Annotated in this window: 23 protein-coding genes and 1 pseudogene; 10 read left to right on the top strand and 14 right to left on the bottom strand. The window is 63.0% G+C overall.

Features of this window, described 5'->3' with window-relative positions; translation table 11 throughout:
- Positions 1 to 305: 305 nt before the first annotated feature.
- The 4 genes from ACVOL0_RS14990 to ACVOL0_RS14975 are packed head-to-tail and all read right to left on the bottom strand — an operon-like array spanning position 306 to position 3,154.
- Complete coding sequence (locus tag ACVOL0_RS14990) at positions 306 to 1,103, bottom strand: N-formylglutamate amidohydrolase (RefSeq protein WP_481549771.1); 798 nt, start codon at positions 1,101 to 1,103, stop codon at positions 306 to 308.
- The gene (locus ACVOL0_RS14985; RefSeq protein ID WP_481549770.1) at positions 1,096 to 1,647 is read right to left on the bottom strand and encodes an NUDIX hydrolase; all 552 of its coding nucleotides are present in this window, start codon (positions 1,645 to 1,647) and stop codon (positions 1,096 to 1,098) included. Before ACVOL0_RS14985 ends, ACVOL0_RS14990 begins: the two co-directional genes overlap by 8 nt.
- Entirely contained in the window at positions 1,644 to 2,582 is a 939-nt protein-coding gene (locus ACVOL0_RS14980; RefSeq protein WP_481549769.1) for a 5'-3' exonuclease, read from the bottom strand. The genes ACVOL0_RS14985 and ACVOL0_RS14980 overlap by 4 nt, the downstream gene beginning before the upstream one ends.
- Positions 2,579 to 3,154: a nitroreductase family protein gene (locus tag ACVOL0_RS14975; RefSeq protein ID WP_481549768.1), complete on the bottom strand. Its 576-nt coding sequence runs from the start codon at positions 3,152 to 3,154 to the stop codon at positions 2,579 to 2,581. Before ACVOL0_RS14975 ends, ACVOL0_RS14980 begins: the two co-directional genes overlap by 4 nt.
- 311 nt (positions 3,155 to 3,465) lie before the next feature.
- Between ACVOL0_RS14975 and ACVOL0_RS14970 the strand changes: the two genes are divergently transcribed.
- On the top strand, positions 3,466 to 5,778 hold the full coding sequence (locus ACVOL0_RS14970) for a DUF1631 domain-containing protein (protein WP_481549767.1): 2,313 nt from the start codon (positions 3,466 to 3,468) through the stop codon (positions 5,776 to 5,778).
- A gap of 87 nt (positions 5,779 to 5,865) precedes the next feature.
- A complete protein-coding gene (locus ACVOL0_RS14965) occupies positions 5,866 to 6,969 on the top strand; it encodes an NAD(P) transhydrogenase subunit alpha (protein ID WP_481549766.1) in 1,104 nt (367 codons plus the stop codon).
- Between the two features lie 311 nt (positions 6,970 to 7,280).
- On the opposite strand, the gene ACVOL0_RS14960 is transcribed toward ACVOL0_RS14965, so the two are convergent.
- From ACVOL0_RS14960 to ACVOL0_RS14950, 3 genes are read right to left on the bottom strand one after another with little or no spacing between them, the layout of a single operon-like run.
- Entirely contained in the window at positions 7,281 to 7,709 is a 429-nt protein-coding gene (locus ACVOL0_RS14960) for a DUF3106 domain-containing protein (RefSeq protein WP_481549765.1), read from the bottom strand.
- Positions 7,709 to 8,053, bottom strand: coding sequence for a hypothetical protein (locus ACVOL0_RS14955; RefSeq protein ID WP_481549773.1), 345 nt, complete (start codon positions 8,051 to 8,053; stop codon positions 7,709 to 7,711). The genes ACVOL0_RS14960 and ACVOL0_RS14955 overlap by 1 nt, the downstream gene beginning before the upstream one ends.
- 5 nt (positions 8,054 to 8,058) lie before the next feature.
- Positions 8,059 to 8,610: an RNA polymerase sigma factor gene (locus ACVOL0_RS14950; RefSeq protein WP_481549764.1), complete on the bottom strand. Its 552-nt coding sequence runs from the start codon at positions 8,608 to 8,610 to the stop codon at positions 8,059 to 8,061.
- A gap of 141 nt (positions 8,611 to 8,751) precedes the next feature.
- On the opposite strand from ACVOL0_RS14950, the gene ACVOL0_RS14945 reads away from it, so the two are divergent.
- From ACVOL0_RS14945 to ACVOL0_RS14935, 3 genes are read left to right on the top strand one after another with little or no spacing between them, the layout of a single operon-like run.
- Entirely contained in the window at positions 8,752 to 9,054 is a 303-nt protein-coding gene (locus ACVOL0_RS14945; RefSeq protein WP_481549763.1) for an NAD(P) transhydrogenase subunit alpha part 2, read from the top strand.
- On the top strand, positions 9,051 to 9,548 hold the full coding sequence (locus ACVOL0_RS14940; RefSeq protein ID WP_481549762.1) for a hypothetical protein: 498 nt from the start codon (positions 9,051 to 9,053) through the stop codon (positions 9,546 to 9,548). The genes ACVOL0_RS14945 and ACVOL0_RS14940 overlap by 4 nt, the downstream gene beginning before the upstream one ends.
- Positions 9,545 to 10,981: an NAD(P)(+) transhydrogenase (Re/Si-specific) subunit beta gene (locus ACVOL0_RS14935; protein WP_481549761.1), complete on the top strand. Its 1,437-nt coding sequence runs from the start codon at positions 9,545 to 9,547 to the stop codon at positions 10,979 to 10,981. The genes ACVOL0_RS14940 and ACVOL0_RS14935 overlap by 4 nt, the downstream gene beginning before the upstream one ends.
- Before the next feature lie 16 nt (positions 10,982 to 10,997).
- On the opposite strand, the gene ACVOL0_RS14930 is transcribed toward ACVOL0_RS14935, so the two are convergent.
- Both ACVOL0_RS14930 and ACVOL0_RS14925 read right to left on the bottom strand, forming a co-directional pair.
- Entirely contained in the window at positions 10,998 to 11,945 is a 948-nt protein-coding gene (locus tag ACVOL0_RS14930; protein ID WP_481549760.1) for a helix-turn-helix domain-containing protein, read from the bottom strand.
- 542 nt (positions 11,946 to 12,487) lie between these two features.
- Positions 12,488 to 13,486: a helix-turn-helix domain-containing protein gene (locus tag ACVOL0_RS14925; protein ID WP_481549759.1), complete on the bottom strand. Its 999-nt coding sequence runs from the start codon at positions 13,484 to 13,486 to the stop codon at positions 12,488 to 12,490.
- 343 nt (positions 13,487 to 13,829) lie between these two features.
- On the opposite strand from ACVOL0_RS14925, the gene ACVOL0_RS14920 reads away from it, so the two are divergent.
- Complete coding sequence (locus ACVOL0_RS14920; RefSeq protein ID WP_481549758.1) at positions 13,830 to 15,653, top strand: sulfotransferase; 1,824 nt, start codon at positions 13,830 to 13,832, stop codon at positions 15,651 to 15,653.
- On the opposite strand, the gene ACVOL0_RS14915 is transcribed toward ACVOL0_RS14920, so the two are convergent.
- The 3 genes from ACVOL0_RS14915 to ACVOL0_RS14905 form a co-directional block, all read right to left on the bottom strand.
- Positions 15,638 to 16,321: a 2OG-Fe(II) oxygenase gene (locus tag ACVOL0_RS14915; RefSeq protein ID WP_481549757.1), complete on the bottom strand. Its 684-nt coding sequence runs from the start codon at positions 16,319 to 16,321 to the stop codon at positions 15,638 to 15,640. The genes ACVOL0_RS14920 and ACVOL0_RS14915 overlap by 16 nt on opposite strands.
- On the bottom strand, positions 16,275 to 19,208 hold the full coding sequence (locus ACVOL0_RS14910; protein WP_481549756.1) for a TonB-dependent receptor domain-containing protein: 2,934 nt from the start codon (positions 19,206 to 19,208) through the stop codon (positions 16,275 to 16,277). The genes ACVOL0_RS14915 and ACVOL0_RS14910 overlap by 47 nt, the downstream gene beginning before the upstream one ends.
- A 155-nt stretch (positions 19,209 to 19,363) precedes the next feature.
- Positions 19,364 to 19,786, bottom strand: coding sequence for a hypothetical protein (locus tag ACVOL0_RS14905; protein ID WP_481549755.1), 423 nt, complete (start codon positions 19,784 to 19,786; stop codon positions 19,364 to 19,366).
- A 107-nt stretch (positions 19,787 to 19,893) separates the two neighbouring features.
- Between ACVOL0_RS14905 and sufT the strand changes: the two genes are divergently transcribed.
- The 4 genes and pseudogenes from sufT to ACVOL0_RS14885 all read left to right on the top strand — a co-directional run bounded on the left by sufT (position 19,894) and on the right by ACVOL0_RS14885 (position 24,465).
- Entirely contained in the window at positions 19,894 to 20,445 is a 552-nt protein-coding gene (sufT, locus tag ACVOL0_RS14900; protein ID WP_057628710.1) for a putative Fe-S cluster assembly protein SufT, read from the top strand.
- Positions 20,446 to 20,543: 98 nt separating this feature from the next.
- Positions 20,544 to 21,644 carry a branched-chain amino acid aminotransferase gene (locus tag ACVOL0_RS14895; protein WP_481549754.1) on the top strand — a complete coding sequence of 367 codons (1,101 nt, stop codon included), beginning with the start codon at positions 20,544 to 20,546 and terminating at the stop codon, positions 21,642 to 21,644.
- A 712-nt stretch (positions 21,645 to 22,356) separates the two neighbouring features.
- Positions 22,357 to 24,111: pseudogene (locus ACVOL0_RS14890) on the top strand (S8 family peptidase); the annotation flags it as partial.
- A 63-nt stretch (positions 24,112 to 24,174) separates the two neighbouring features.
- Positions 24,175 to 24,465: a proprotein convertase P-domain-containing protein gene (locus tag ACVOL0_RS14885; RefSeq protein WP_481549772.1), complete on the top strand. Its 291-nt coding sequence runs from the start codon at positions 24,175 to 24,177 to the stop codon at positions 24,463 to 24,465.
- A 67-nt stretch (positions 24,466 to 24,532) separates the two neighbouring features.
- Here the strand turns inward: ACVOL0_RS14885 and ybaK are convergent, their stop codons facing one another.
- Together ybaK and ACVOL0_RS14875 are read right to left on the bottom strand one after the other, a co-directional pair.
- Positions 24,533 to 25,009: a Cys-tRNA(Pro) deacylase gene (gene ybaK / locus ACVOL0_RS14880; protein ID WP_481549753.1), complete on the bottom strand. Its 477-nt coding sequence runs from the start codon at positions 25,007 to 25,009 to the stop codon at positions 24,533 to 24,535.
- On the bottom strand, positions 25,010 to 25,495 hold the full coding sequence (locus ACVOL0_RS14875; protein ID WP_282267147.1) for an asparaginase domain-containing protein: 486 nt from the start codon (positions 25,493 to 25,495) through the stop codon (positions 25,010 to 25,012).
- Positions 25,496 to 25,657 lie beyond the last annotated feature (162 nt).

Raw genomic sequence — 25,657 nt, 5'->3', positions numbered from 1 at the left:
ATTCCTGTGGGGGGGGCGCCCCCCCCCCCCAAAGCCGATTACCTGCCGCAGGCAACCCCGCCAAGCCCCCTGCCGCGCTGGGCGCGGCACTACCAGGCTTCTGCTTGATCAAAAAATCACCAGTGCCTGCAAAGGTCTGGCGCGCAAGGGCTGTGCGGGCTTATCCACAGCTTGTGTAACCGTCAGGGCACAGCCTGTGTGGACAACACAATGCCCGCGTAGTGCCGAGCCATGCTCGGCAGGGGACTTGCCGGTGTTCCATCCGGCAGTTCATCGGCTTCGCGGCTGACGCCGCTCCCACAAGGTTACTTCCAGGCAATCAGCGCGGGCTGCAGGCGCCGGAAAATCCGCTCCAGTCGCTCGGCCCAGGCCTGTTGGCCGGCGGCATCGGCGATCAGGTCCTGGCGGATCTCCAGTTCCACATGCACCAACCCACGGCCTTCACCATGCACCGGCACCGCGTAGTCGCTGCTGCTGCTGACCGAGTACGGCTGGTTGTCGCCGACCACCAGATCGCCTTCCTCACGCAGTGAATGCAGCAATGCATGCGCAAAACGGGTGTCCTGGTGATAAAGCACGCCCGCATGCCAAGGGCGCTGTGCGCCGTTCATTGCCGGGGTGAAGCTATGCATCATCACCAGCAAGGTCGGTATGCCGGCATCGCGGCGGCGGTCAAGTTCGGCGTCGATCCGCGCGTGATAGGGCGCATGGATCGCATCGATACGCTGTTGGCGTTGCTGCGGATCAAGACCGAGATTGCCGGGAACAACAGTGCCATCGCTGACTTCAGGAATCAGCGTCGGCGATGCCAGCGGCCGGTTGCAGTCGATCAGCAGCCGCGAATAGGTCTGCTCGATGGCCCAGGCATCCAGACGCTTGGCCAGGGCGCGGGTAGTGCCGGCGATACCGATGTCCCAGCCAATGTGCCGGTCCAGTTCGGCCTGTGGCAAACCCAGATCAAACAGCGCCTGCGGCACGCGTTGTCCGGCATGGTCGGCCAGCAGCAGGAACGGTGAAGTGCCGTGCGCGTTGTGCACAGTGAACACCGCCGGATCGTCGGTGCCGAGTAGAGGTGCAGCGTTGTGCAAGCCTGAATCAGCCACGCGGGCGCCCATCCAGATGATGTTCGATCATCCACAAGCCGGCCCACAGCTTTGCGTCCAGCTCGTAGCCTTCGCCCATCTTTTCCACCAGCCAGGCAGCGGCGCGCTCGCGCGGAATACTGTGCACGGTGATGTCTTCGCTGGCATCGCCGCCGCCGTCGCCGACCTTGTGCAGACCAGTGGCACGGACGAAGGCGATCTTCTCGCTGCTGGCACCGGAGGAGGTGGGGCCGATCATCAGCACTTCGGCATGATCGGCGGTCCAGCCGGTCTCTTCTTCCAGCTCGCGCACGGCTGAAACCTCAATGGATTCACCAGCATCGACATCGCCGACCAACCCGGCCGGCATTTCTATCGTGCGCGCCTGCAGCGGCACGCGGAATTGCTCGACGAACAGCACTTCATCCGCCGGGGTGACTGCGATGATGATCGCGGCCAGGCCGCCAGCATGGGTGCGCTCGCTGTATTCCCAGCTGCCGCGCACTACCATGCGCTGGTATTTGCCTTCGTAGACGACGCGGGGTTCAGCGGTGTTCTGGCTCATGCGAACTCGTTGGCTGGAGTGGAAGGGGATTGCAGGCCGGCCGCAGCCATCAGCCGGCGGCGGGTCATGGGGCCAAAGCGCAGCGCCTCGCACAGCCCGCCAAGCATGTCGCCATCGCCATTGGTGCGTACGAAGCCACCAGCGGCATTGTGCAGTGGGGCATCCAAGGCAACCGTGGTCAACTGGCGGAACAGCAGCGCCTGTTCGCGCTGCTCACGCAGCCGCACCGCCATGGTGGCTGCGCCGCGCAGGCGCAGGAACGGCACTTCATCGATGCGTTCGAGCAGGCTGTCCATGCTGCCGAAATGGGCCAGCAGCACCGCTGCGGACTTGGCGCCAATGCCGGAGACGCCGGGGATATTGTCGACCGCATCGCCACACAGGGCCAGGTAGTCGGCCACCTGATGCGCATGCACACCTTGGCGTGCCTTCACCCCGTCCGCGCCCCAGCGCTGGTTGCGGGCGTAGTCCCATTGTTCGTCGTGTTCCAGCAGCAGCTGCGACAAGTCCTTGTCGGCCGAGACGATGACGCCGCGCAAGCGGCCGCGGCTGGCGTGCAGGGCGCTGCCGATCAGGTCGTCGGCCTCGTATTCGCGGTCCGCCAGCACCTCCAGGCCCAAAGCTGCGCACAAGGCCTTGCAATGGGCGAACTGGCGGCGCAGTTCATCCGGGGCCGGATCGCGGTTGCCCTTGTAGGCGGGGTACAGCGCGTGGCGGAAGCAGCTGTCCAGCGCTTCGTCGAAAGCCACGGCGATATGTTGCGGGCGCTCGCGCTCCAGCAGGTCGAGCAGGAAACGGGCAAAACCGTGAACTGCGTTCACCGGCCATCCCTGCGCATCCTGGAACTCGTCGGGGATCGAGTGCCAGGCGCGGAATACATACAGGCTGGCGTCGATCAGGTAGAGCGGCTGCAGCGTGGCGTTGGCAGCATTCACGGCTGCCAGTCCTGCAACAACGTTGCCGGATCGGGCCGTTCGCGGTCTGGGACGGTGATCTTCGGTGTGCCGATATGGATGAAACCGACGATCTGTTCGTTGCTGGCCAAGCCCAGATGGCGGGCGACTTCCGGGTCGCTGGCCATCCATGCGGTCAGCCACTGCGCGCCGAAGCCAACGCCCTGCGCGGCCTGCAGCAAGGCAAAGCAGACACAGCCGGCGGTGAGCAGCTGTTCCTGCGCTGGCACCTTGGGATTGTCCTGCAGCCGGGCGATCACGGTGATGATCAGCGGTGCGTGGGAGAAGCGCTGGCGGTCCTTCTCGACCGCGGCCTCGGCCGCATGCGGGTCACGTTGGCGGCTGCGCTGGGCCAGGAATTCACCCAGGGCATGACGGGCCTCGCCCTGCAGGCGCAGCAAGCGGAACGGCACCATCTTGCCGTGGTCCGGCACACGTACGGCCGATTGCAGCATGCGCAGCTGGGTGGCGGGGTCCGGCGCTGGCTCGCCCAGTTGCAGGGAGGGCACCGAATGGCGCTGATCCAGCGCTTGCAGGAAGCAGTTGTCGGACATGGGTCACAGGGGCTTGGGCGACCATTGATTATAGACGTCGCCCATGTACCGCCCCCTTCGCGCAGGCCGGGGTCGGTTTTGTGCGCTGCGTTGCCTGCGCTGAACAAGCCGTGGGTCGCTAATAAGCGCTGACACGCTTAGCATTGCGGGTATTGTGGTGAAGAGATCATGAGGTGGGAAATGCGCACTGCATCACTTACCCTGTTCATCTTCTCCGCCTACCATGCGCGTGCGGATTCAGGGGCCGCGTCTGCATTTCCTAATCCGTTTACCAAAAGATCAGCGCCTGTAAGGGTGTGGAGCCTTTGCGCATGATGTCCAGTCCGCATCCCGCCGGTCAGCCCGGTCGTAACCAGAACCTGCTTGGCGTGGCCCGCGAGGCCAGCTTGCCTGTGTTGTCGCAGGCGTTTGCCAAGGTGCTGGCGGGGTTTGATGATGCTTTGTTCGACCGCGCCGAGACGGCTGGCCCGTCCCAGTTGGCGTTCCTGGATGGCATGCGCGAGCTGCGCCGCCGCCGCGATGAAATCTCCCGCCGCTTCGATGCGCACCTGCAACAGGCCTGGGCTGCGCTGGACGCAGGCACCCCGCAGTCGGCAGAGGCCGTGCTGGCCGGGCAGAGTGATGGCGGTCTGAGCCTGGTACCCGAACATATTCTTGAGTCACGTCTGGCCGTGCGCAATTTTGCCACCGTGCTGCTGCGCGACTGGAAGCAGGTATTGCTGCGCATCGATCATCGCCTGGCCTGGGTGGCCGGGGTGGCGGCGCTGGATGCTGACACCAACCCGATCGGCCCCGAGCATATCGGCGTTGCCGTGCATGAGGCGTTCTACACCTGCGACCTCGCCGCTGAAGTGCGGCTGGTGCTGTTCAAGCTGTGCGAGCGCGAGTTTGCGGCCGGTGTAGGCAAGTTGTACGAAGCGGTGGATGAGCGCCTGGCGCAGGCCGGTGCTGCACCGGAGATCGCCACGCCGCGCCGAACCGGCGCACAACGGCCATTGGCCGAGCAGCTGGCGCAGGCCGTGCAGGGAGAGGAAGACGACGGATTTGATCCGGGCCATGCGCCGATGTGGGCGCGGCGCTTCTCCGAACGCTGGACCCAGCGCCGTGGCAGCATGGCTGGCCAGGCCGCCGCACAGGCCGCGGCGGGCTTCGAGGCCGAGCAGGCCTTCGGCAATCCACAGAACATGGTGCTGGAAGCACTGCACGAGCTGCTGGCGCAGAGCCGGCAGACCCGCGAAGGTGCGTCAGCATCTTCAGCAGAAGCTGGGCAGGCTGGCGCTGGCCATCAGCGCTCGCTGAACCAGCGCGAGATGATGTCGGTGCTGTCGCTGCTGCAGGCCACGCCCAGCGCAACCCTGCGCGCGGCGGTGGGCGAGGATGGCGAATCGCTGGCGCAGCGGCTCAAGAGTGAAGTTCTGTCCGGGGCGACGCGGCTGGGTGTGGACCCGCAACAGACGCATCTGGACCCGCAGGACGAGGATGCGATCGACCTGGTCGGCATGCTGTTTGATGTGATGCTGGATGAGCGTGATCTGGAAGGCCGCTCGCGTGAGCTGATTGGCCGGCTGGTGGTGCCCTTCGTCAAGGTTGCGATGCTCGACCGACGCATGTTCGTGCAGAAGACCCACCCGGCGCGCAAGCTGCTCAATTCGCTGGCCGAGGCCTGCGAGGGGAATGCCGGCGAAAGCCAGGCCGAGCGCGCGCTGATGGGCAAGGTCGAGGAAATCATTGAAAGGCTGACCGCCGAGTTCAACGAGAACCTGGCGATCTTCCTGACCCTGGAAGAAGAATTCCGCGACTTCCTGGCCCAGCATCGGCGCCGGATTGAAATCACCGAGCGCCGCGCTGCCGAAACCCAGCGCGGCCAGGAAAAGCTGGAAGTCGCGCGCAACCGTGCTACTGCCGAGCTGGACAAGCGGATTGCCGACGCGACCCTGCCCAAGGCCATTGCCGATTTTTTGCGCCAGCCCTGGAACCACCATCTCACCCTCACCCTGCTGCGTGAAGGTGACGAAGGCGAGGGTGTGGCCGAGGCCTTGAAGCTGGCCGACGACGTGCTGGAAGAAGTCGCCGAGGCGCGCCGTCGTATCGTTGGCAAGCCGTGGCTGCAGTCCAGCCAGCCGGGCCTGCGCAAGGTGTTTGCCAGTGTCGGCCTGCATGGCGATGGTGGTACCACCGCGATCGACGCGCTGCACGACACCTTGCAGTCCATCGCCGAGCTGCGCCCGGAACTGGAACGTGCGCTGCCGGAACTGCCGCAGGTTGCCCTGCCGACGCCGCCAGCGCCGGAGACGCCAGCCATCGAGTTTGGCAGTGCGACCAAGGCCGAAGATTTCGACGACACCGATGCCGAGCGTTTCCGCAGGATGGAAATCGGCACCTGGCTGGACTTCATCGACAAGGACGGCAAGATGCAGGCTGGCAAGTTGTCCTGGGTGAGCCCGATTTCCTCGCGGCTGCTGTTCGTCAACCGTCGCGGCATCCGTTTCTGCGTGGCTTCGCCGGAAGAGCTGGCGGTGATGGTGCGGCTGGAACGGCTGCGTCCGCATGTGGATGACGGCGCCTTCGACAGCGCCATGCAAGGTGTGATCGACCGCCTTGAGCCGCAGGGTGCAGCGCACTGATCGCAAATCGGCAGGCCAGGGCCTGCCGCACAGGGCACCGGCTTTGCTACGATCCGGCGGTTGATCCGCTGCGCATCGAGGACTGGAATGGCCGTAGATGTCTTGGTATTGAAGGAAACCGCTGAAGGCGAGCGCCGCGTTGCCGCCACGCCGGAAACGGTGAAAAAGCTTGTTTCAGCCGGCGCGCAGGTACACCTGCAGTCCGGTGCGGGTACGGCCGCGGGCTTCCCCGATCAGGCCTATGTGGATGCCGGTGCACAGTTGAGTGACGCGCTGGAGGTTGCTGATCTTGTGTTGTGCGTGCAGGCACCGTCCCTGTCCACCATTGCCCGCCTGAAGGTGGGTGCGGTGTTGGTGGGTGGCGTGCAGCCTGAAGCCGATGCCGCGCGCGCTGCAGCACTGCAGGCGCGCCAGCTGCAGACCTTTCCGTTGGAGCGATTGCCGCGCACCACCCGTGCGCAGGCGATGGATGTGCTCAGTTCGCAGGCCGGCATGGCCGGTTACAAGGCGACCTTGATTGCCGCGCAGTTGGCACCGCGCTTCTTTCCGATGCTGACCACCGCTGCCGGCACCATCCGCCCGTCCAAGGTGTTGATCGTGGGTGCCGGTGTAGCGGGTCTGCAGGCGGTTGCCACCGCCAAGCGGCTGGGTGCAGCGGTTGAAGGCTTCGATGTGCGTCCCGAAACCCGTGAGCAGATCGAGTCATTGGGTGGCAAGTTTCTGGACCTTGGGGTCAGCGCGGCAGGTGAGGGCGGTTATGCCCGGCAGCTGACCGACGATGAGCGTGCCGAGCAGCAACGTCGTCTGGCCGAACATCTGAAAAGCGTGGATGTGGTGGTCTGCACCGCGGCGGTGCCGGGGCGACCTGCACCGAAGATCGTCACCGCGGCGATGGTGGCGGGCATGCGCCCGGGCAGCGTGATCGTCGATCTGGCTGCCGAGACCGGCGGCAACTGTGAAGCCACCCAGCCGGGCCAGACCATCGAGGTTGGCGGCGTGACCGTCGCCGGCCCGCTGAACCTGGCCAGCATGGGCGCGGTGCACGCGAGTGAGATGTTCGCGCGCAACGTCTACAACTTCGTGGCCTTGTTCCTGAAGGACGGCCAGCTGTCGTTCGACTGGAACGATGAGCTGCTGGCCAAGACGGTGTGGCCGCAGCGGCCGGCTGGCGGCGAGATTCCACCGGTCTGAGCGGCGCGGATGGGTAGAGCCCAGCCATGCTCGGCTGGGGCCTCGCCGATAGGCCTTGTGGGAGCGGCGTAAGCCGCGATGCCGGTCATCCATCCGGATGCGGGCTTGTCCGTGATTTCATTGACGTCAGCTTCGCGGCTTACGCCGCTCCCGCAAGGGCGCTGGTATTGCTTGGACAGCCCCTGCCGAGCATGGCTCGGCTACAGGGCCCGGCTTTAGCCCCTCTCCTGGATGCGGGAAAGGGGTTGGGGTGAAGCTAGCTTTTCGCTGGGAAAGCTTCTGCCGAGCATGGCTCGGCACTACCGGAGGGGTCAGCGCGGGGGGCGGGCTGCTGGCGGGTTGGCCTGTACCCATTGCCTGCGCTGTTCCGGGCTCATCTTGTTCCATTGCTCGCGCAGCTGCTGGCGCTGGTCCTTGTCCATGCTGCGCATCTTGTCGAACAGGGCCTGTGCGTCGCGGCGCTGGTCCGGCGACATGTTCTCGAAGCGGTGCATGCCGCGCCGGGCCTGCTCGCGTTGTTCCGGGGTCATCTGCTGCCAGCTGCGGGCGTGCTCATAGCTGCGCTGGCGGCGCTCTGGGGAGGCGTTCCAGCGGTCGCGCATCGGTGCGATCAGTGTTTCGCGCTGGGCCGGAGTCAGTTGATCCCATTCGGGCAACTGCGGCTGGGTGGCTGCCGGGGCGCTGGCACACAGCAGCAACAGCGGCAGCAGCAGGTAGGGCAGTACATTCTTCATCATCATCATTCCATCGCCAGATTGTCGGAGCCCAGCCATAGGTACAGCTCCGGGCTTTCGTCGAACAGCAAGTTGTCGTCGCCAGCGTCTGCGCTCTGACTGGCAACCAAGGGGGGCGCAGGCGGCTGCGCGCTGTGATTGAACTGCATCGCCACCGGCGCGGCCAGCAGCGCCGAGCAGGCGGTAGCCAGCCACCAGCGATGACGGCGCCATACCGATGGCGTGCTCGCCATGCTGGCCTGCTGACGGGCCTGCCGCAGCCGCGCCAGGGTGGCCGGCGACAGCGCGGCATCGGCCTGCTGCTGCAGCTGGCGGGCCTGATGGTCGAATGCTTCGGGTTGTGTGGGCAGGCGGTTCACCGCGTGGCCTCCAGTTGTTTCTGCAAAGCGTCGCGGGCACGCGACAGGTGGGTTTTTACCGAGCCTTCCGAGCAGCCCATGGCCTTGGCGGTGGTGGCCACGTCCAGTTCCTGCAGTACCCGCAGGCTGAAGGCCTCGCGCTGGCGGGCCGGCAGCTGCCGCAATGCCTGTACCAGCTGGGCATAGCTGCGTTGCTGCTCATGCTTCTGCGCCGGGCCTGGGGCTTCATCGGCCCAGTCGATGGCGCTGTCCTGGTCGTGGTCTTCCTGCGCGACCCAGAACTTCAGCCGGACGCTGCGGCGCCGCTGCAGATCGATGATGCGGCGGCGCAGGATGCTCCAGAACAAGGCTGTCCATTCCTCTGCTGGCCGCTCACGGTAGCCCAGCATGCGCTCCATGGTGTCCTGTACGGCGTCCAGCGCGTCGTCGCGCTGGCGCAGGCCAGCCTCGGCGAAGCGGAATGCGCGCGGGCCTATGCCGGCCAGAAAGGCGTCCAGCGAGGCAGGTACAGCAGCAGGCGGCATCAAGGGTGGGCTGGTCACCAGCACAGGGTAGCGTCCCGTTCGTGGTCGTGTCTGGGAGTAATAACGCACAGCCGCCCAATCGGTTGACAACGCAACGGTCGCGCCGGCTTCGGCCTCATGGTTATGATGCCCGACAGGCGCTTCCAGCCTCGGAGAGACCAAGCAATGAGCGACGGGTTCGTAGCGTTGTACATCTTCATGCTGGCAGCGATTGCCGGCCACGTGATCATCTCGCGGGTGCCGGTGATCCTGCACACACCGTTGATGTCCGGTTCCAACTTCATCCACGGCATCGTGCTGATCGGTGCGATGGTGGTGCTCGGTCATGCCGATACCACGCTGGAGAAGGTCATCGGCTTCATCGCCGTCGCGTTGGGGGCAGGCAATGCGGCCGGCGGCTACGTGGTGACCGAGCGCATGCTGGACATGTTCAAGAGCTCGAAGAAGCCGGAAGGGAAGAACAAGTGAGTTCATCCGCCGGTAAAGCCGACAGATCCTCGATCAGCGCACGGCAGGCCTTCCAGTGGCTCAGTTACCTGCAGTATCCAACTTTGCTGGTGGCCTTCGCCTATGCGGCGCGGCCGCTGTTCAATGGCATGCACGGTGCGCTCGACGCCTATAACAGTGCGCTGTTGTATGCAGGCGTTGGCGTGGGCATGTCCTCGCTGCAGGACCCGGCAACGACCCAGAACAAGATGTCGAAGCGAGTCTGGGAAGACCCGCGCAAGGGCGGCCTGTTGCTGGGGCTGATCAGTGCACAGGCACTGTTGCCGATCGTGCTGGGTCTGCTGGGCGCCGCGCTGGCGCCAACCACGGCGTTGTCGCAGCTGGCGCTCGGCTTGGTGGCGTTCGGCCTGGGCATGATCGGCTTGCTGAAAACAGCCATTGAAATGCGCGAACACCATCGCCTGGACAAGCAGTCTCCTCGCCCCACCCACACGGCTCTGGAGGCCGGTGCATGAGCATATCGATCCTGGTCAATACGAGTTACCTGGTCGCTGCCACGCTGTTCCTGCTTGGCCTGCAGCGCATGGCCTCGCCCAAGACCGCACGCAGCGGCATCCAATGGGCCGGCGCAGGCATGCTCATCGCCACCGCAGCCACGTTCTTCCTGCCGGGGCTGCACAACATCGCGCTGATCGCGGTGGCCCTGGTGCTGGGCACCGGACTGGCCTGGGTATCGGCCAAGAAGGTTGCCATCACCGACATGCCGCAGATGGTGGCGTTGTACAACGGCATGGGTGGTGGTTCGGCGGCGGCGATTGGTGCAGTGGAACTGCTGCGTTTCTCCGACTTGGCCAGCCGCGACACCAGCCATTGGAGTGCACAGGCCATCGCCGATCTTGCGGCAAGGCTGCCGTCGCACACGGTACTGGCGTTGGCGGTGGTCGGTTCGGCGATTGGTGCGGTATCGCTGTCCGGTTCGATCATTGCCTGGGCCAAACTCGATGGACGTTTGGACAAGCGCGTTACCTTCCCCGGGCAGCAGGTCTTCAACCTGCTGGTCGCGCTGGCGATGGTGGTGCTGGGTGTGTGGGCTGCGCTGAGCCTGCAGCCGGTCGCGATCATCAGTTTCTTCGTGGTGGCTTTGGCGCTGGGTGTGCTGATGACGCTGCCGATTGGCGGCGCCGACATGCCGGTGGTGATCTCGCTGTACAACGCCTTTACTGGTCTGGCGGTCGCGTTCGAAGGTTATGTGCTCGGCAATGAAGCCTTGATCATCGCCGGCATGATGGTTGGTGCGGCCGGCATCCTGCTGACCCGCTTGATGGCCAAGGCGATGAACCGGCCGATCAGTGGTGTGCTGTTCTCCAACTTCGGTGGTGGCGGCCAGGGTGCGGAAATCAGTGGCACGCAGAAGCCGATCGAGGCCGCCGATGTTGCAGCGATGATGGCCTTCGCCGAGCGCGTGGTGATCGTGCCCGGCTACGGCATGGCGGTAGCGCAGGCGCAGCACAAGATCTGGGAGCTGGCGCAGCGTCTGATCGAACGTGGGGTCAAGGTGAAGTTTGCCATCCACCCGGTGGCCGGACGCATGCCAGGGCATATGAACGTGCTGCTCGCCGAAGCTGGCGTGCCCTACGACCTGATCGCCGACATGGACGACATCAATCCGGAATTCGCCAACACCGATGTGTCGCTGGTCATCGGCGCCAACGACGTGGTCAATCCGGTCGCCAAGACCGACCCGACCAGCCCGATCTACGGCATGCCGATCCTGGACGTGGTCAACTCAAAGAACACCATCGTCATCAAGCGCGGCAAGGGCACCGGTTTTGCCGGTATCGAAAATGCATTGTTCTACGCGGACAACACCCGCATGTTGTACGGCGATGGTGCCGAGGCGGCCAGCGCCCTGGTCAGTGAACTAAAGGCGCTGGACGGCGGGCACTGAAGCTGATGAGTGGTGGTCAGGAGGCCGCCGCCCATTCCAGTACCGGTGGTGCGCAAACAACACTGATCTGCGGCATCAGTTCGGGTGCCGCCAATACACTGTCCTGCACCTGCTGGCCGCGGCGCGCAGCGGTGGTGGTGCAGCCGAAGGCATGTTTGAACGCGCGGCAGAATGCGCTTTCGCTTTCAAATCCCAATGACTCCGCGATTTCACAGACTGACAGATTGGTGTTGCAGACCAGGTCCAATGCGCGCCGATTGCGCAGGCGCGTGGCATATTCGCTCGGGGTTTCACCAAAGACCTCGCGATAGATGCGGATCAGGTGTGTTGGCGAGTAGTTGGCCACTGCTGCAAGGCTGATCAGGTCCAGGCGGGTTTCGATGGTGCAGCGGATCAGGTGCTGCACACGCAACAGCCGCAGCAGCGTCTGGTGGCGGCGCAGCACGGTGCGGCCACTGCAGCGTTCAAGCTGGTTCTGCATGGGCTGTTGGCGCTCGACCAGTGCGTCGCGCAGCAATCCAAGTTTGTAAGCTGCGTCGTTGCCAGATGTGGTGTGCTTGAACCAGCGCGTGCGGCACAGGTGCACCATGGCCCGTGCGAGGCCGCTGTCGCAGGGAAGTTCGCGTGGGATCAGGCAGTTGATGATGGACGCTGTGGACTTTGGCGGCTTTTGCCAGAGTGCGGCCGGGGCGGCAATGCAAAGCCACCAGCCGTGCTCACGGCTGATGTGGCGCAGGCTTCCGTCCACCCACAGCTGCAGGTGGCGAGCGCTCAGCTGCCATGGCAGATCGCCATTGCTCAGCTCCAGCGCGCCATGCAGTACCAATGTGGCGCTGATCCAGCCCGCAGGTACCGTCAGTCGCCCACCTTTGCCACGGCCGCTTATGGCGTGGATGCAGTCTGGACGTTGCGTTGACAGGTCGAGTGACTGTGAGGCGTGAACCAGATGATGTCTGATGCTCATTGCGGATTCCCCTGGGTGTCTGCGTGACGGACGGCGGACGCAGGGTCGTGTTTGACGACATCTGCGTTTTTGGCGGGATCTGCTCCGGCTGCCGTTTGAGCTTTTGTGGTGCTCTGCTCATTTCAGACGCAAGGGATGGCCGAGTACCTCACCTGTACAAGCAGGAGGTAGGCCCAGGTGTGCTCAAGGCTTGCTGAATTGGGGGTGTGAAAGTGTTCGGTGCTGGATATCCACGCCGTTGTGGGAGCTTGAGGAAAGAAGGCGGGGGCGGGCAGGCAGCGGACTTTTCGGAAACGGACGCAGCGTTTTTCCGCTCCTTGGGGGGCAGCCGGGTAGATTCAAAACGTGCGGGAGCGTTCATTCCGGGTGGCGGCGATGTCGCTGGAACTGCATCGTGGAGATCAGCGCAGCATTCGATCGCGACAAGTTGAACCAGCAAGACGTACCAACTCGGACAGGAACGTGGCTGGTTCGAGTGCAACCTTTCTCAACTCATGCAAGCCCGGGAAAAAACATCGAAACATCTGGAACTGTGCGAGCTGTTAACAGTTGTCCAGTTCGCCGACAACTTCGATCAGCCTGGTGTTGTCGAGTGAGGGGCCGGGTGCGCCGAGCGATGGCAGGGCGGAAGTGCCCTGGCGCCGAGCTTGGCTTGCAGTGCAGGAGAAGGCTTGCTTGAAGGAGCGACAGAATGCGCTCTCGGTCTCGAAGCCAAGCGCGTCGGCTATTTCACAAATGGACAGGTCGGTGGTGCATACCAGGTCCCATGCGCGCTGTAGTCGCAGGCGGCTGGAATACTCAAATGGTGTCTCATCAAATACTTCGCGATAGATGCGGATGAGATGAGGTGGTGAGTAGTTGGCAATGGCTGCCAATCTATTCAGATCCAATCGCGCGTCCATGTTGCATCGGATCAGGTGCTGTACGCGCAATAGCCGAAGCATGGTTTGATGACGACGCAAGGCGGTGCGGCCACTGCATCTATTGAGCTGGTTGTGCAGTGATTGCTGCCGCTCTATCAATATGTCTCGTAGCACTGACATGCCATCCACCACGGCAGTGGGGTCGCGGCCGTTGCGGAAGTTGCGGCGTCGTGCCATGTGCAATACGGCGCGTGCGAGTTCGCGGTCGCAACGTATTTCACGTGGGATGAGATGGTCGCTGGCTACGGGGGCGCTCGGTGGCCGCTCCCACAACGCGGCGGGTGCAGCGAGACACAGCCACCACGCATAGCTGCGACTGGAAAGTCGCATGTCGCTTTCCAGCCATAATTGCAGGTGATGGGCACCGAGTTGCCACGAGGCATCAGCGCTGACGATTTCCAGAAGCCCCGTCAGCACCAGGGTGACGCTTACCCAGCCAGCCGGAATCAGCAAGCGGGCGCCACGTCCATGGCCGATAGTGGCGTGTACGCTCCCGGCTGCCTGACTGGACAGATCCAGGGTGTGGGTGCCATGTAGTGAGTGATGTTGAATTCTCACTTCGTCTTCATTGCCTTGTCGATCGAAATGAGCGGGAATTCGAGCGTTGCTGTTGAACAACTGCAACTCTGGACGCGATGAGAACATCGCACGACCATTGGCATCTGGCAACGGGAATTGAAATTTCAGAATTGCGCTCCGGACGCTTCGCACGGAGTGTGGTGAAGAGCAAAAAAAACCCGGCAGTGGCCGGGTAGATTCGGGGCTGACCATCGTGCCCGTTGACCATGGGCTGAGTAGGGTCTGACCTGTGCAGAGAGAGTGACTTACCAAGCCCCCGAACAGCACCTATGCTGCTTGCGGGAGCGCAGCGAATTACATGCGCGCGTTTGCGCTTGGATTGTCAAAAATTGAGATTTCGCGGAAATCTGGATGGATTCAGTCGTAACCATCGGGGGATGTGATGCAGGTTGAGCTGGAAAGGGCATTGCAGGACCTTCAGCAGGGTAGACAGGCCGCGGCGGAAGCCGCGATGCGCCGCTTGCTGGATCAGACGACAGACTTCGCACCGGGCATGGAAGTGCTGGCAATGGCCTTGGCGGCGCAGGGACAGGTGGAACAGGCGCGCGGCTGGTTCATGAAGGCAGCCGAGCTGCAACCAGGTTCAACGAGTGCATGGATGAATCTGGGCAATGTCTGCCTTGAAGATGCGGATCCGTTGGCTGCCGGCGCCGCGTTCGAACGCGCCCGTGGGTTGGGTGCTGATGACGTGGCTTGGTTGTTGGGTTACGGATTGTCGTTGTTGGGGCAGGCGCGGTTTGCAGAAGCCAGTAGCCTGTTGAATGCGGCCCTGGCCAGGGAGCCGGACGCGGTTGACGTGCGCCTGGCTTATGCGCAGAGCCTTGCGGAAATGGAGCGGTTCGGAGAGCTTGCGCAGTGTCTGCAGCCTTTGAGCGCAGCTTCGTTGAAATTGAGCGAACGCCAGGTCTTGGCATGGCTGCAGGCGCAGGCGGGCAGCGACGACGTTGCGTTGGAGCTCTACCGACAAGTGCTTGCGGAAGCACCCGATTCGGCAGAGTCGCGGATTCAGTACGCGCTTTTGCTGGAGCGATTGAATCGCGTGGGGGAGGCTGCTGGGATGTTGGAGGATGTTGTCCTCGAAGATGGGGCTGGTCATTCAGGAATGTTCGAGCTGGCCTGCGCGCGCGTCTTGCGTCGACAGCAACAGCAGCACCTTGCCATTGGGCGGTTGATGACAGGGCTGCAGCGTCAGCTCGCACCTGCGATGGAAGCCCAGCTGCAGTTCGAGCTGGCTCGCAATCATGACCAGCTTGGGCAGGCCGAACAGGCAATGCTGGCGCTGGCATCGGCCCATGAAGCGGCTGGTAGCGCTTTCCTCCAGCGTATGCCCGCGGGCCAGGTTCCGCCGGTTATGGATTGGTTGCAGCAGCGGCTGCAGCGGCCTGCACCTGCTGCATGGCGGCAGGCTGTTGCAGATCCTGCGCTGCCCGAGGATCCCGTGCTGCTGGTCGGCTTCCCGCGTTCCGGAACCACGTTGCTGGAGCGGATACTGGACGCGCACTCTGATCTGGATGTTCTGGATGAGCGGCCAGCATTGGAGGTGATGATAGAGCAGCTGCGAAATTCGCCCGGCTGGTGCAGCGACGATCTTGGTACGGCATTGGATGCACTCGTGCCCGATGACATTGGCGCGGCGCAACGACGTTACTGGGACGAGGTGAGGCGCTATCTCACACCACGAGGGCGACTGGTGGACAAGTATCCGCTGACGATGACCCGCTTGCCTTACGTTGCGCGCTTGTTTCCGGCTGCGGATTGGTTGCTGCTATTGCGGCATCCTTGTGATTGCGTGCTCAGCTGCTACATGCAGGCATTTGGTATCAATGGTGGTGCCTTGGCGTTCTCTTCACTGGAAGCCACTGCAACGACCTATGCGCGGGTGATGAGTTGGTGGGACGAACAACGCCTGCTTGTGCCCGCCCGTGTGCACGTGCTGCGCTACGAGGACATGGTCGGTGATCTTCCGGGCAAGCTGTCGGAGCTGATGGCTTTCCTGTCGCTACCCATGCAGGACAGGCAGCTTTCCTTCGACGATCATGCGAGCTCACGTAGCCGGCGCATCAATACACCCAGCTACTCGCAGGTGGTGCAGCCGCTCAACGCTGGCGCCGTGGGTAGATGGCGCAACTATCGGGGCTACTTCAGCAAGGGGACGTTGGCGATCCTTGAGCCTTGGGTGCGGCGCTATGGCTATACGCTGGACTGACGTTGCGGGAACCTCAGGTAAGTAGAGAGAATGTACTTGTCCTGCACAGGTGATGCCTTGCCCTGATGTGCGTACATCCAATAGGGTGGAAACATGAGCAGTCTTCCTGTCCGCGGAGCCACGCCGGTCTGCAAGCCGGGAAACCATGTTTCGCCGCCAGATTCGACGTCATTGAGGTACCACAGAAATACCAGGTAGCGGTCGCAGACCTCGTTGATCGAATCGAAGTGGGTCTGGAATTTCTCTTCGTCGCCGGCGCGGTAGCGCTTGAGGATGAGCGGGCTGAGCAAGGGGCTGTCAGGAACTGCAATTGGCAAGCTGACATCGGCGTTGTAGCGTTGCAATGCGCTGCTGATCAGCTGCCGGAAAAACCCGAGAAACCCCGCATCGGAGAGACGGCTCACGTCCAGCTCCGTCCAGGCACTGTCATCGAGCCCCGCGCGTACGCCGCGGCCGTTTCGCTGCTGGAAGCGGGAAAGCGAATTGAACGATTCAATCAGTTTGGCGCACATGTCCACAGGCAGGCTGTGGTCATAGGTGCGGATGTAGTGAAGCAGGTTGCCACCATGAACATCCGCTGCGGCAGCTGCCGCAGCGGATGCAGGTGTGGCTGATTCAGACTCAGAAACGGGCAGTCCAGCGCATCCAGTAGTAACGGCCGATTGCATCGTAGGTCCGCATATCCGTCGAGGCGTTGAAGCCAGAATAGATCAACGGCGGCTGGCGGTCAGTAAGATTGCGCACGCCGATCTGGATCGAGCTGTTCTTCAGGTCCTCGAAGCGGTAGCCGATCTGCAGGTCGGTCTGGGTGAAGGAAGGCACGCGACGCTTGGCGACATAGCCTGGCTCGGTGACATCGGCCACATCAGGAGCTTCATACACGTGGTGCACGTAGCGGGTGGTCAAGCTGGCGCTGAGGTTGCCGCGTGACCAGGTGAGGTCGTTGAGCGCGCGCCAGCGGGCCATGTTGCCGAAGCCGGAAGAGGCGTTGTCGACGAAGGTGCCAGCCAGCCCCGTGCTCTGTGGAATGCCCGGGAAGGCGCCGACATTGCTGCTGGGGTCGCCCGACAGCAACTGCACGTCGTACTGGGCCAGATAGGTGGTATCCAGGTTCCAGCTGAATTTGCCCCACGCGCCTTCGGGGAACACGTAGCGGAAGCCGATGTCCATGCCGGAGGTCTTCAGTGTGCCGAAGTTGCCGGTGATATTGGTCATCTGGGCCACATCGCCAGCGCTGTCGCGGACGAAGGTGTCGCAGAAGCGACCGAAGTTGAAGCACTGGTTGAGCAGCACGTTCTCGGGCAGGCTGGTGATGAACTTGTCGAGCTTCACACGCCAGTAATCGGCGGTGACGCTGAAGCCTTCCAGCCAGCTCGGGCTGTAGACAAAGCCATAGGTGAGCACTTTGCCTTCTTCGGGAACCAGGTTGGCGTTGGCCACCTGGAACGAGGTTACCTGGTTGTTGCTCTGGCGGAAGGAGCCGTCGGTTGGTACGCCTGCGCAGGCGGTGGGATTGCCACCCCTGTAGCCGTTGCACGGATCGGTATAGGTGCTGGCGCTCGGTACGGTGGGTGAGTAGAGGTCGCCGATGGTGGGTGCACGGAAGACATCAGCGTAGGTGCCACGGACCAGCAGGTCGGAGAACGGCTTCCACTCCATGCCAATCTTGGAGTTGGTGGTGCCGCCAAAGTTGGAGTAGTCCGAATAGCGCGTGCCCAAAGAGAAGTTCAGCTTCTCGGCGAACGGCATGTCGGACAGCACCGGAATCAGCGCCTCGGCGTAGATTTCATTGACGTCGAACTTGCCCGAGATATCGCCGAACGTACAGGCTTCCTGGGTGATCTTGCAGACCGTTTCCCCGGGCGGGATGATGGTCAGGAAGTCACTGCTGGAGCTGGCTGATTCCACACGGCGTTCCACGCCTACTGCCAACGAAACAGTGCCGGCCGGTACCTGGAAGAGATCGCCGGTGACGTTGGCATTGAAGACCTTGAGGTCGTTCTCGTTGCTGCTATGAATGGTCGGGTTGATGAGTTCAAGCGCAGCGAGCTGTGCTTTGCCCGCCGCAGTGCTGGGATCTGGTGCGGGGCCCATGAAGTTGACCGGCAGACAGCCGGCGATGGCCGTTGCGGCGTTGCCTGGCGTACGCACACAGATCGGGTTGCCGGTGACCGGGTCGATCATGGATGGGCCCAGGGAGTCGGTCAGGCCCGGGCTGTACAGATAGCCTCGCACTGCCGATGTCTGCGGAGTGCGACCGTAGCCATAGGAGGCATCCCATGACCAGCTGCTGTCACCGAATGCACCGCGTAGGCCGGCGGTGATCTGATAGGTCTCGGTCTCGAAACGGGTGGTACGGGTGGGGATGAAGTCACGCAGGCGCAGGCGGGCGTCGGTGATATCCACGCCAAAGGGGTTGTAGAGGCTGTCTTTGCTGATCGGTACGTTGTCCACCGCTGCGCGGCCATCGAACGGCAGTGGCGCGATGAAGAATGAAGATTCGGTACGCAGCCACGAACCAAGCAGGAAGCCTTCGATGTTGTCGGTGAGCTGGTAGGTGCCGCTCATGAACAACGAGGTACGTTCCTGCGGGGTCAGATTCAGGTTGCCATCGGCCTGGAAGTTGTAGACGTCCGTGTTCGGATTGAAGCAACGGAAGTCGGACTTCGAGGAGCCCGGACGGCCGGCAATGCGGGTGAGCGTGACATTTGCGCCGCTGCCGCAGTTGGGGTCGCTCAGATCCACACCTGTTGCCGAAGCACGCGGTACCACGTAGCGGCCAGTCAGAATGCGGCTGGTGCCGCCGATGCCCTTTTCGCCGGCATACAGCTGATAGGGCTGGCTGGAATAAGTGCGGTCGGCGGCGCTGACCTGGTCTTCCTTGTCATAGCTGGCGCCCAGCATCAGGCGTCCCTTTTCGCCATGCAGGCCGAAGGTGGCGTCAAACCGCTGTGTGTCGGCATCACCGCGCGAGGAAATGCCGTAGAAGGCGCTGGCTTCCAGGCCTTCGAAATCCTTGCGCAGGATGAAGTTGACCACGCCGCCGATTGCATCGGAGCCATAGATGGCGGAGGCACCGTCCTTCAGCACTTCCACGCGTTCGATCAACGCCATCGGGATGGAGTTCACGTCCACCGCGCCATTGGCGTTGGAGATGGTACCGATCCAGCGCTTGCCATCCACCAGCACCAACGAGCGGTTCACACCCAGGCCGCGCAGATCCACCGTGGCTGCGCCCGCGCCGCCGCCATTGTTGACCTGTGGGTTGGTTGCCGCGCCAGCGATAGCCGGGGTGCGCTGCAGGAACTCGCCGACGGTGGCGGCGCCGGAGCTTTCAATGTTCTGGCGGTCGATGGTGAAAACCGGGCTGGAGGTTTCCAGGTCAGCGCGCTTGATGCGCGAGCCGGTTACCTGGATACGATCCAGATTGGTGGCTTCCTCCTTGGGGGCGGCATCCTGCGCCAAGGCGCTACCAGCGGCTCCCAGGACAAGAGTGGCAGTCGAAATCGGTAGCAGTGCGAGACGAACAGCGTGGCAAAGTGGCTGGATACTCACGTATGACTCTCCGCGAAGTGGTGCGAGGGAGTCATGAAATTACGAATTTTTAACCGTTCCTAATGTGCGAATCAGATCCTAGGCGATGTGCAAAAACTAACTTTTTGTTTCATCTTTCGCCGAACACGCACGCCAATGGCGTCACCATCCAAGATTCAGCGGCCAACTCGCCAGGCAACCAGCAGCGCGATGCTCAGCCAGATCAGCTCGCCCAGGCCATTGGCCAGCGACAGCAGGGTCCAGGCGAAGTGCAGGCCCATGCGCAGTGCCGATTCCCACGGGGTCAGGCCCATCGGGCCGCCGACATAGGCCGCGGCAATGAGCCAGTTGGCCGCCAAGGCGATCAGCACGGTTGTAAGCATGGTGAGCGTAGCCCGCACCGGGCCCGGCCTGAATGTGCCCAGGCGCAGCATCCACGCCGCTTCCAGCGCAGCCAGGACCGCCATCCAGCCGGCCTGGGTGCCGGTGCTCAAGGCGACCAGCAGCCAGGCGATGGTGAGGGTGATGCTTCCGAGCAGCAACAACGTGGGCCAGAGCCAGTGGCGGGTAGGGCTGGCCGAGGTGGAAACAGGCGACATGGGCATTCCCGAACAGATTCCGCAGCATAGCGTTTCAGCGGCGAGTACGCCCAGTCGGATAAAATGGGGCCATTGCGGGTAGCCACCGCGTCCCCATATCCATCTACATGTATTCCCGTAGCAGTGAACCTGTCCATTTTGAGCGCGATTGCCCGGCCGTGATGGTGCCGCAGGGCGATAGCGTGACCTTGCCGGCCGGCAGTTATGGCTATATCACCCAGGCACTGGGTGGCAGCTATACGGTGTTTGTCGAAGGCAACCTCTTCCGTATCGCCGGCAAGGACGGCGACGCCATCGGCAAGGAGCCGCCGCCGGGGCTGGAACTGCCCGATGACGCTGGCGACGAGGATGTCGAGAAGCTGGTGTGGCAACAGCTGCGCACCTGCTTCGACCCGGAAATCCCGTTCAACATCGTCGATCTTGGGCTTATCTACGAAGTGGATATCAAGCACCTGGACGACGGCCAGCGCGAGGTGGACGTCAAGATGACCTTGACCGCGCCCGGCTGCGGCATGGGCGAGATCCTGGTCGATGACGTGCGCAGCAAGCTGGAGATGATCCCGACCGTAGCCCAGGCCGACGTCGACCTGGTGTTCGACCCGCCGTGGGGGCGTCACATGATGTCCGAGGCGGCGCGCCTGGAAACTGGCATGCTGTAAGGCCGCGCCGGCGGCTGCCGGTGACGGTTTGTGCTGCACCCCCGCTGCCGCTGTGGTGGCGGGGCTGTCCCATCCCGCAATCTGGAAGGAATTATCCGGTGTCCCAGTCTTCGTTGAGCTTCGATGTCACCCGTTCGGACCATCCGCGTAGCGCCGAGGAGCGCGCCAAAATCCTGGAAAAGCCGGGCTTTGGTCTGCACTTCACCGACCACATGGTGGCCGTACGCTGGGACAAGGACAGCGGCTGGCACAATGCGGCGGTAACGCCGTATGGCCCGATTTCGCTGGACCCGGCCGCTGCCGTGCTGCATTACGGCCAGGAAATCTTCGAAGGCATCAAGGCCTACCGTCACGCCGACGGTTCGGTGTGGACCTTCCGTCCGCAGGCCAATGCCGCGCGTCTGCAGCGCTCGGCGCGTCGGCTGGTGCTGCCGGAACTGCCGGCGGAGATCTTCGTCGAGTCGCTCAAGCAGCTGGTGGCGCTGGACAAGGACTGGGTGTCCGATGCCGACGAAGCCAGCCTGTACTTCCGCCCGTTCATGATCGGCGATGAAGCCTTCCTCGGCGTGCGCGGTGCGCACAAGGCGACCTATTACGTGATCGCCAGCCCGGCCGGCCCGTACTTCGCCAAGGGCGTGGCGCCGGTGGCGATCTGGTTGTCCACCGACTACGCGCGTGCTGCCAAGGGTGGCACCGGCGCGGCCAAGTGTGGTGGCAACTACGCGGCTTCGCTGCTGCCGCAGCAGCAGGCGCAGGCACAGGGCTGCTCGCAGGTGCTGTTCCTCGACCCGGTCGAGGGCAAGTACCTGGAAGAACTGGGCGGCATGAATGTGTTCCTGGTCTACGGCAAGGAAAACAAGCTGGTCACCCCGGCGCTGTCGGGCAGCATCCTGGAAGGCATCACCCGCGAATCGCTGCTGCAGCTGGCCCGCGACCGCGGCATGAACGTGGAAGAGCGCCAGGTCACCATCGACGAGTGGAAGCAGGGCGTGAGCTCGGGCGAGATCACCGAGGTGTTTGCCTGCGGTACTGCTGCGGTGATCACCCCGATCGGTCAGCTCAAGGGCGAAGGCTTCTCGGTAGGCGATATCAATGCGCCGGCCGGCGAGGTGACCATGTCGCTGCGCAAGGAACTGACCGACATCCAGTACGGCCGTCAGCCGGACCGCCATGGGTGGTTGGTGCGTCTGGACGCCTGAGCGTCGCAGCTCAGTTAAGTGAAGAACCCGCTGCGGCCTGTCCGCAGCGGGTTTTTCTTTGTCCGGCCACACCTTGGGGGCAACCCTCTTGTAGCAGGAAGTCGAAAATAGTTTTTGCGAATCGGTAGTTTGGGAAGCGGTGACGGAGCAATGGTCTGCGTTGTAGGCCTCTGGTGGTCAATTCAGTTGCCAGTTGCTGCCCGCCAGCGGATCGGTAACAGGGGATTGGTTCGGCGGCAATCCGAACCCGGGTGGCGGCGTGTTGAACGGCCGTGTGCCGATTGCAGGGCTTGCCGGTGCTGTTGGCGGCACGCAGCACTTCGGCGCGCAGGTAACGCCAGCTGCGAGCAATCTGGTGAATGCAAGTTCCGGTTTGCAGTCCGGGTGCGCTGCGCGTACCCGGTCTACAAAGCAGCTGCTTTGCCACTGTACGCAGCGATTGCCGGCATTGATGTGCACAGGACGCATCGAAGGTCGCGCTGGACGCTTCCCTGACTGATGCGTTGGGAGGTTCTGACGGCAGCTGGGACAGCGGTTTCAGTAGTACTCCGATGGGAGCGTGCAAGGCGGATGCTTACTGTCTGCAGGCGGATTGGTGGGGGGGGGACGGTCCGGAATGTTCTGTCCAGGTGATGGCGGCTTTCGATACCGCGAACACCGGTCAGGACCGGCGCCGCGCAAGCGGCCTCTTTCCATGCAGAAGGATTCAACCATGTCATCCAGATCGCGCCGTAGGCTTTGCCGTGGGTTGGTGGTAGCTGGCACTGCTTCGCTGTTTCCGCTGCTGTTGTGCATGCCAGCCGTGGCCGGCGAAGTGCAGCTGGCAGGCCTGGACTCCGCACCCTCGCATCAACGCTTCATCGTCAAGTTCCGGCAGGACACAACGCGGACCGAAGGTGGGATCGCACTCGGTAGTTCACTGGCAGCGGCCTCGCGTGCATTGCCGGTACGCGCTGGCAAGGTGAGCACGCTGCAGCACCTGCGCAGGTTGGCGGTAGGTGCCGATGTCGTGCAGGTGGACATCCCGCTGGATCGCATCGAGGCCGAAGCGTTGATGCACCGCTTGGCGGCAGATCGAAATGTCGAGTACGTCGAGATCGATCGCCGGCATACCATCGATGCCGAGCCCAACGACCCGCGCTTCGCTGAGCAATGGGGGTTGTCTGGCGGCTATGGCATCAAGGCCGCGGAGACTTGGGAAAACGCGACCGGGGAGGGCGTGGTGGTGGCAGTGCTGGATACCGGCATTGCCAGCCACAGCGATCTGAATGCCAATGTGCTGCCTGGCTATGACTTCATTGGTGATCTTGAGGTGGCCAATGATGGCGATGGTCGCGATGGCGATGCCAGCGACCCGGGTGACTGGGTGAGCGCCAATCAGTGCGGCGGCAGCCATGGCGCGCAGAACTCAAGCTGGCATGGGACCCACGTGGCCGGCACCATCGCGGCAGTGACCAACAACAGCAAGGGCGTTGCTGGCGTTGCACCTGGCGCCAGGATCGTACCGGTGCGCGTGCTGGGCCGTTGTGGTGGCTATACGTCGGATATCGCCGATGCGATTGTCTGGGCGGCAGGTGGAACGGTGCCTGGCGTACCTGCCAACGGCCATCCTGCAGAGGTCATCAACCTGAGTCTGGGCGGCGCAGGAGCCTGCGGCAGCACCATGCAGAGCGCGATCAACAGTGCGGTAGGCAAGGGCGCAACCCTGGTGGTCGCTGCCGGCAACAGCAACCTCGATGTGGCCGATGCCTCGCCTGCAAACTGCAAAAATGTCATTGCCGTTGCTGCCAGTGATAGTGCTGGCAAGCGTTCAATCTGGAGCAGTAGCCAGCAATCGAACTACGGTCCCTTGGTGGATGTGGCTGCACCGGGTAGCGGCATCCTTTCTACCCTCAATGGTGGCAGCAAAGGGCCTGCAGGCGAGAGCTACTCGTCCTATAGCGGGACTTCGATGGCGACACCACATGTCGCGGGGGTGGTGGCGCTGGTGCAGCAGGTATCCAATCCTGTGCATACGCCGGCTGAGATTGAAGCCTTGATCAAGGCGACGGTGACGCCTTTTCCTGCGATGCCGGACCGCGAGATCGGTGCTGGCATCGTCAATGCACAGGCGGCCGTGGCAGTTGCGCTGGGTGGCCCATTGCCGCCGGAGCCCGACCCGGCGACTGAACTGGATAACGGTGTGGTGCTGACTGGCTTGGCAGGCAGCAAAGGCAGCAATAGCTACTACAGCCTGCAGGTACCCGTGGGTGCGTCGAATCTGCTGATCAGCATTGCCGGCGGCAATGGCGATGCGGACCTGTACGTGCGCGCTGCCAGGCGCCCCACCGGCTCCAGCTACGACTGCCGTCCATTCAGCGCTGGCAATGCCGAAAGCTGCAGCATTCCTGCCCCTGTTGCAGGCACCTACCATGTCATGTTGACCGGCTATTCGGCTTACTCCGGCCTGCGTTTGAAGGCGAGTTGGGGGCTGCTGCCGGCGCAGACCTATAGCAGCAACGAGGGGCTGGACATCCTCGACAACCGCACCGTGGAAACCGCCATCAACGTATCCGGGCGTACTGCCAACGCACCGGCGGCCACCCCGGTAACGGTGGATATCAGCCATAGCTGGCGTGGCGATCTGAAAGTGGAGCTGCTCGCGCCCGATGGCCGCGCCTACTTGTTGAGCAACTATGAAGGAGGCAGCGCCGATGACATCAAACAGACCTTCGAGGTGGATCTGTCCAAGGAGGCCTTGAATGGCATCTGGAAGCTGCGGGTCAACGACAGGGCCAGTGGTGATACCGGGCGGCTGAACGGCTGGTCGATCACGTTCTAGCGCAAGGCGACGCCCGTCAGCGTGGATGAGTCTGGTGCTGTTGCAGGACGCATGCCGGTGAGGGCACTCAGTCCTCGCAGATATCGGCGCAGCTGGCCTGCAGAACCTGCAAGGCATCGGCCGGGACGATATCCAGCAGCAGGCCGCGTTGGCCGGCGTTGATGTACAGCGTGTCGTGCTGCGTGGCACTGGCGGCGAACACCACCTTGGCCGGCCGCTGCTGTGCAAAGGGACTGATGCCACCGACCTTGTAGCCGCTGCGCTTCTCGGCTTCGGGGACTTCCATCATCTGCGCGTGCTTGCCGCCGCAATGGGCGGCAAGCTTTTTCAAGGACAGGCGTTGATCGGAGGGAATCACCGCGATCAGAGGCTGCTTGTCCACCCACGCCATCAAGGTCTTGAACATCCGCGAAGGAGCGATGCCCAGTGCCTGCGCTGCCGCCAGCCCCTTGCTGTCAACATCAGCCGAGTAGTCATAGGCATGCACGCCATGGGCGATGCCTGCCTTGTCCAATGCTGCGGTGGCGCGGGTGCTTTTGGCCACTTACAGCGATTCGAAGCGGTTGGCGTCGACGTTCTTGCGGACCTTCTCCGGATTCCAGATACGGCCGTTCATGGCGATGTAGACGCCTTCCGGCAGTGACTGCACCGCGCCGATGGCACAGCCGATGTTGAACTCGGCATCCGAGCCACGGAAGCGCGCCGGGCTGAGGGCGCCGGTCATCACGATGGTCTTGCCGGGGATGGTGGCCAGCACCTTGCCGGTGGCGACCATCGAGTCGGTGCCGTGGGTGACCAGTACGTGGCGGGTTGGCTGCGCGGCGATGGTGGCGCGGATCAGCTCGCGGTCGTCATCGCTGATGTGCAGCGAGTCCTTGCGCAGGATCGGGATCACATTGAACCGGAAGGTCACGCCCAGCTCGCGCAGGATCATGCCGATCTGCGGATCACCGATCTGGTAATCGGACTTGTCGTCGAAGTAGATCTTGTCGATCGTGCCACCGGTGGTGACGATCAGGAGTTCTTCCATCATTGCGGTAAATCCTTGCGGTGACTGCCAGCGGCACAGGCCGCGATGCTGCGCATGATAATGCCGTAGGCAGCGCCGGGCCATGTTCTGAGGGTAGAGCCGAGCCATGCTCGGCTGGGCTTGCCCTGGGATTCATCGGCACCTTGTAGGAGCGGCGTAAGC

Source organism: Stenotrophomonas sp. STEN021 (genome assembly GCF_056760175.1).
Note: the sequence above shows the minus strand (reverse complement) of the source record. Positions and strands in the feature narration are given on the sequence as shown.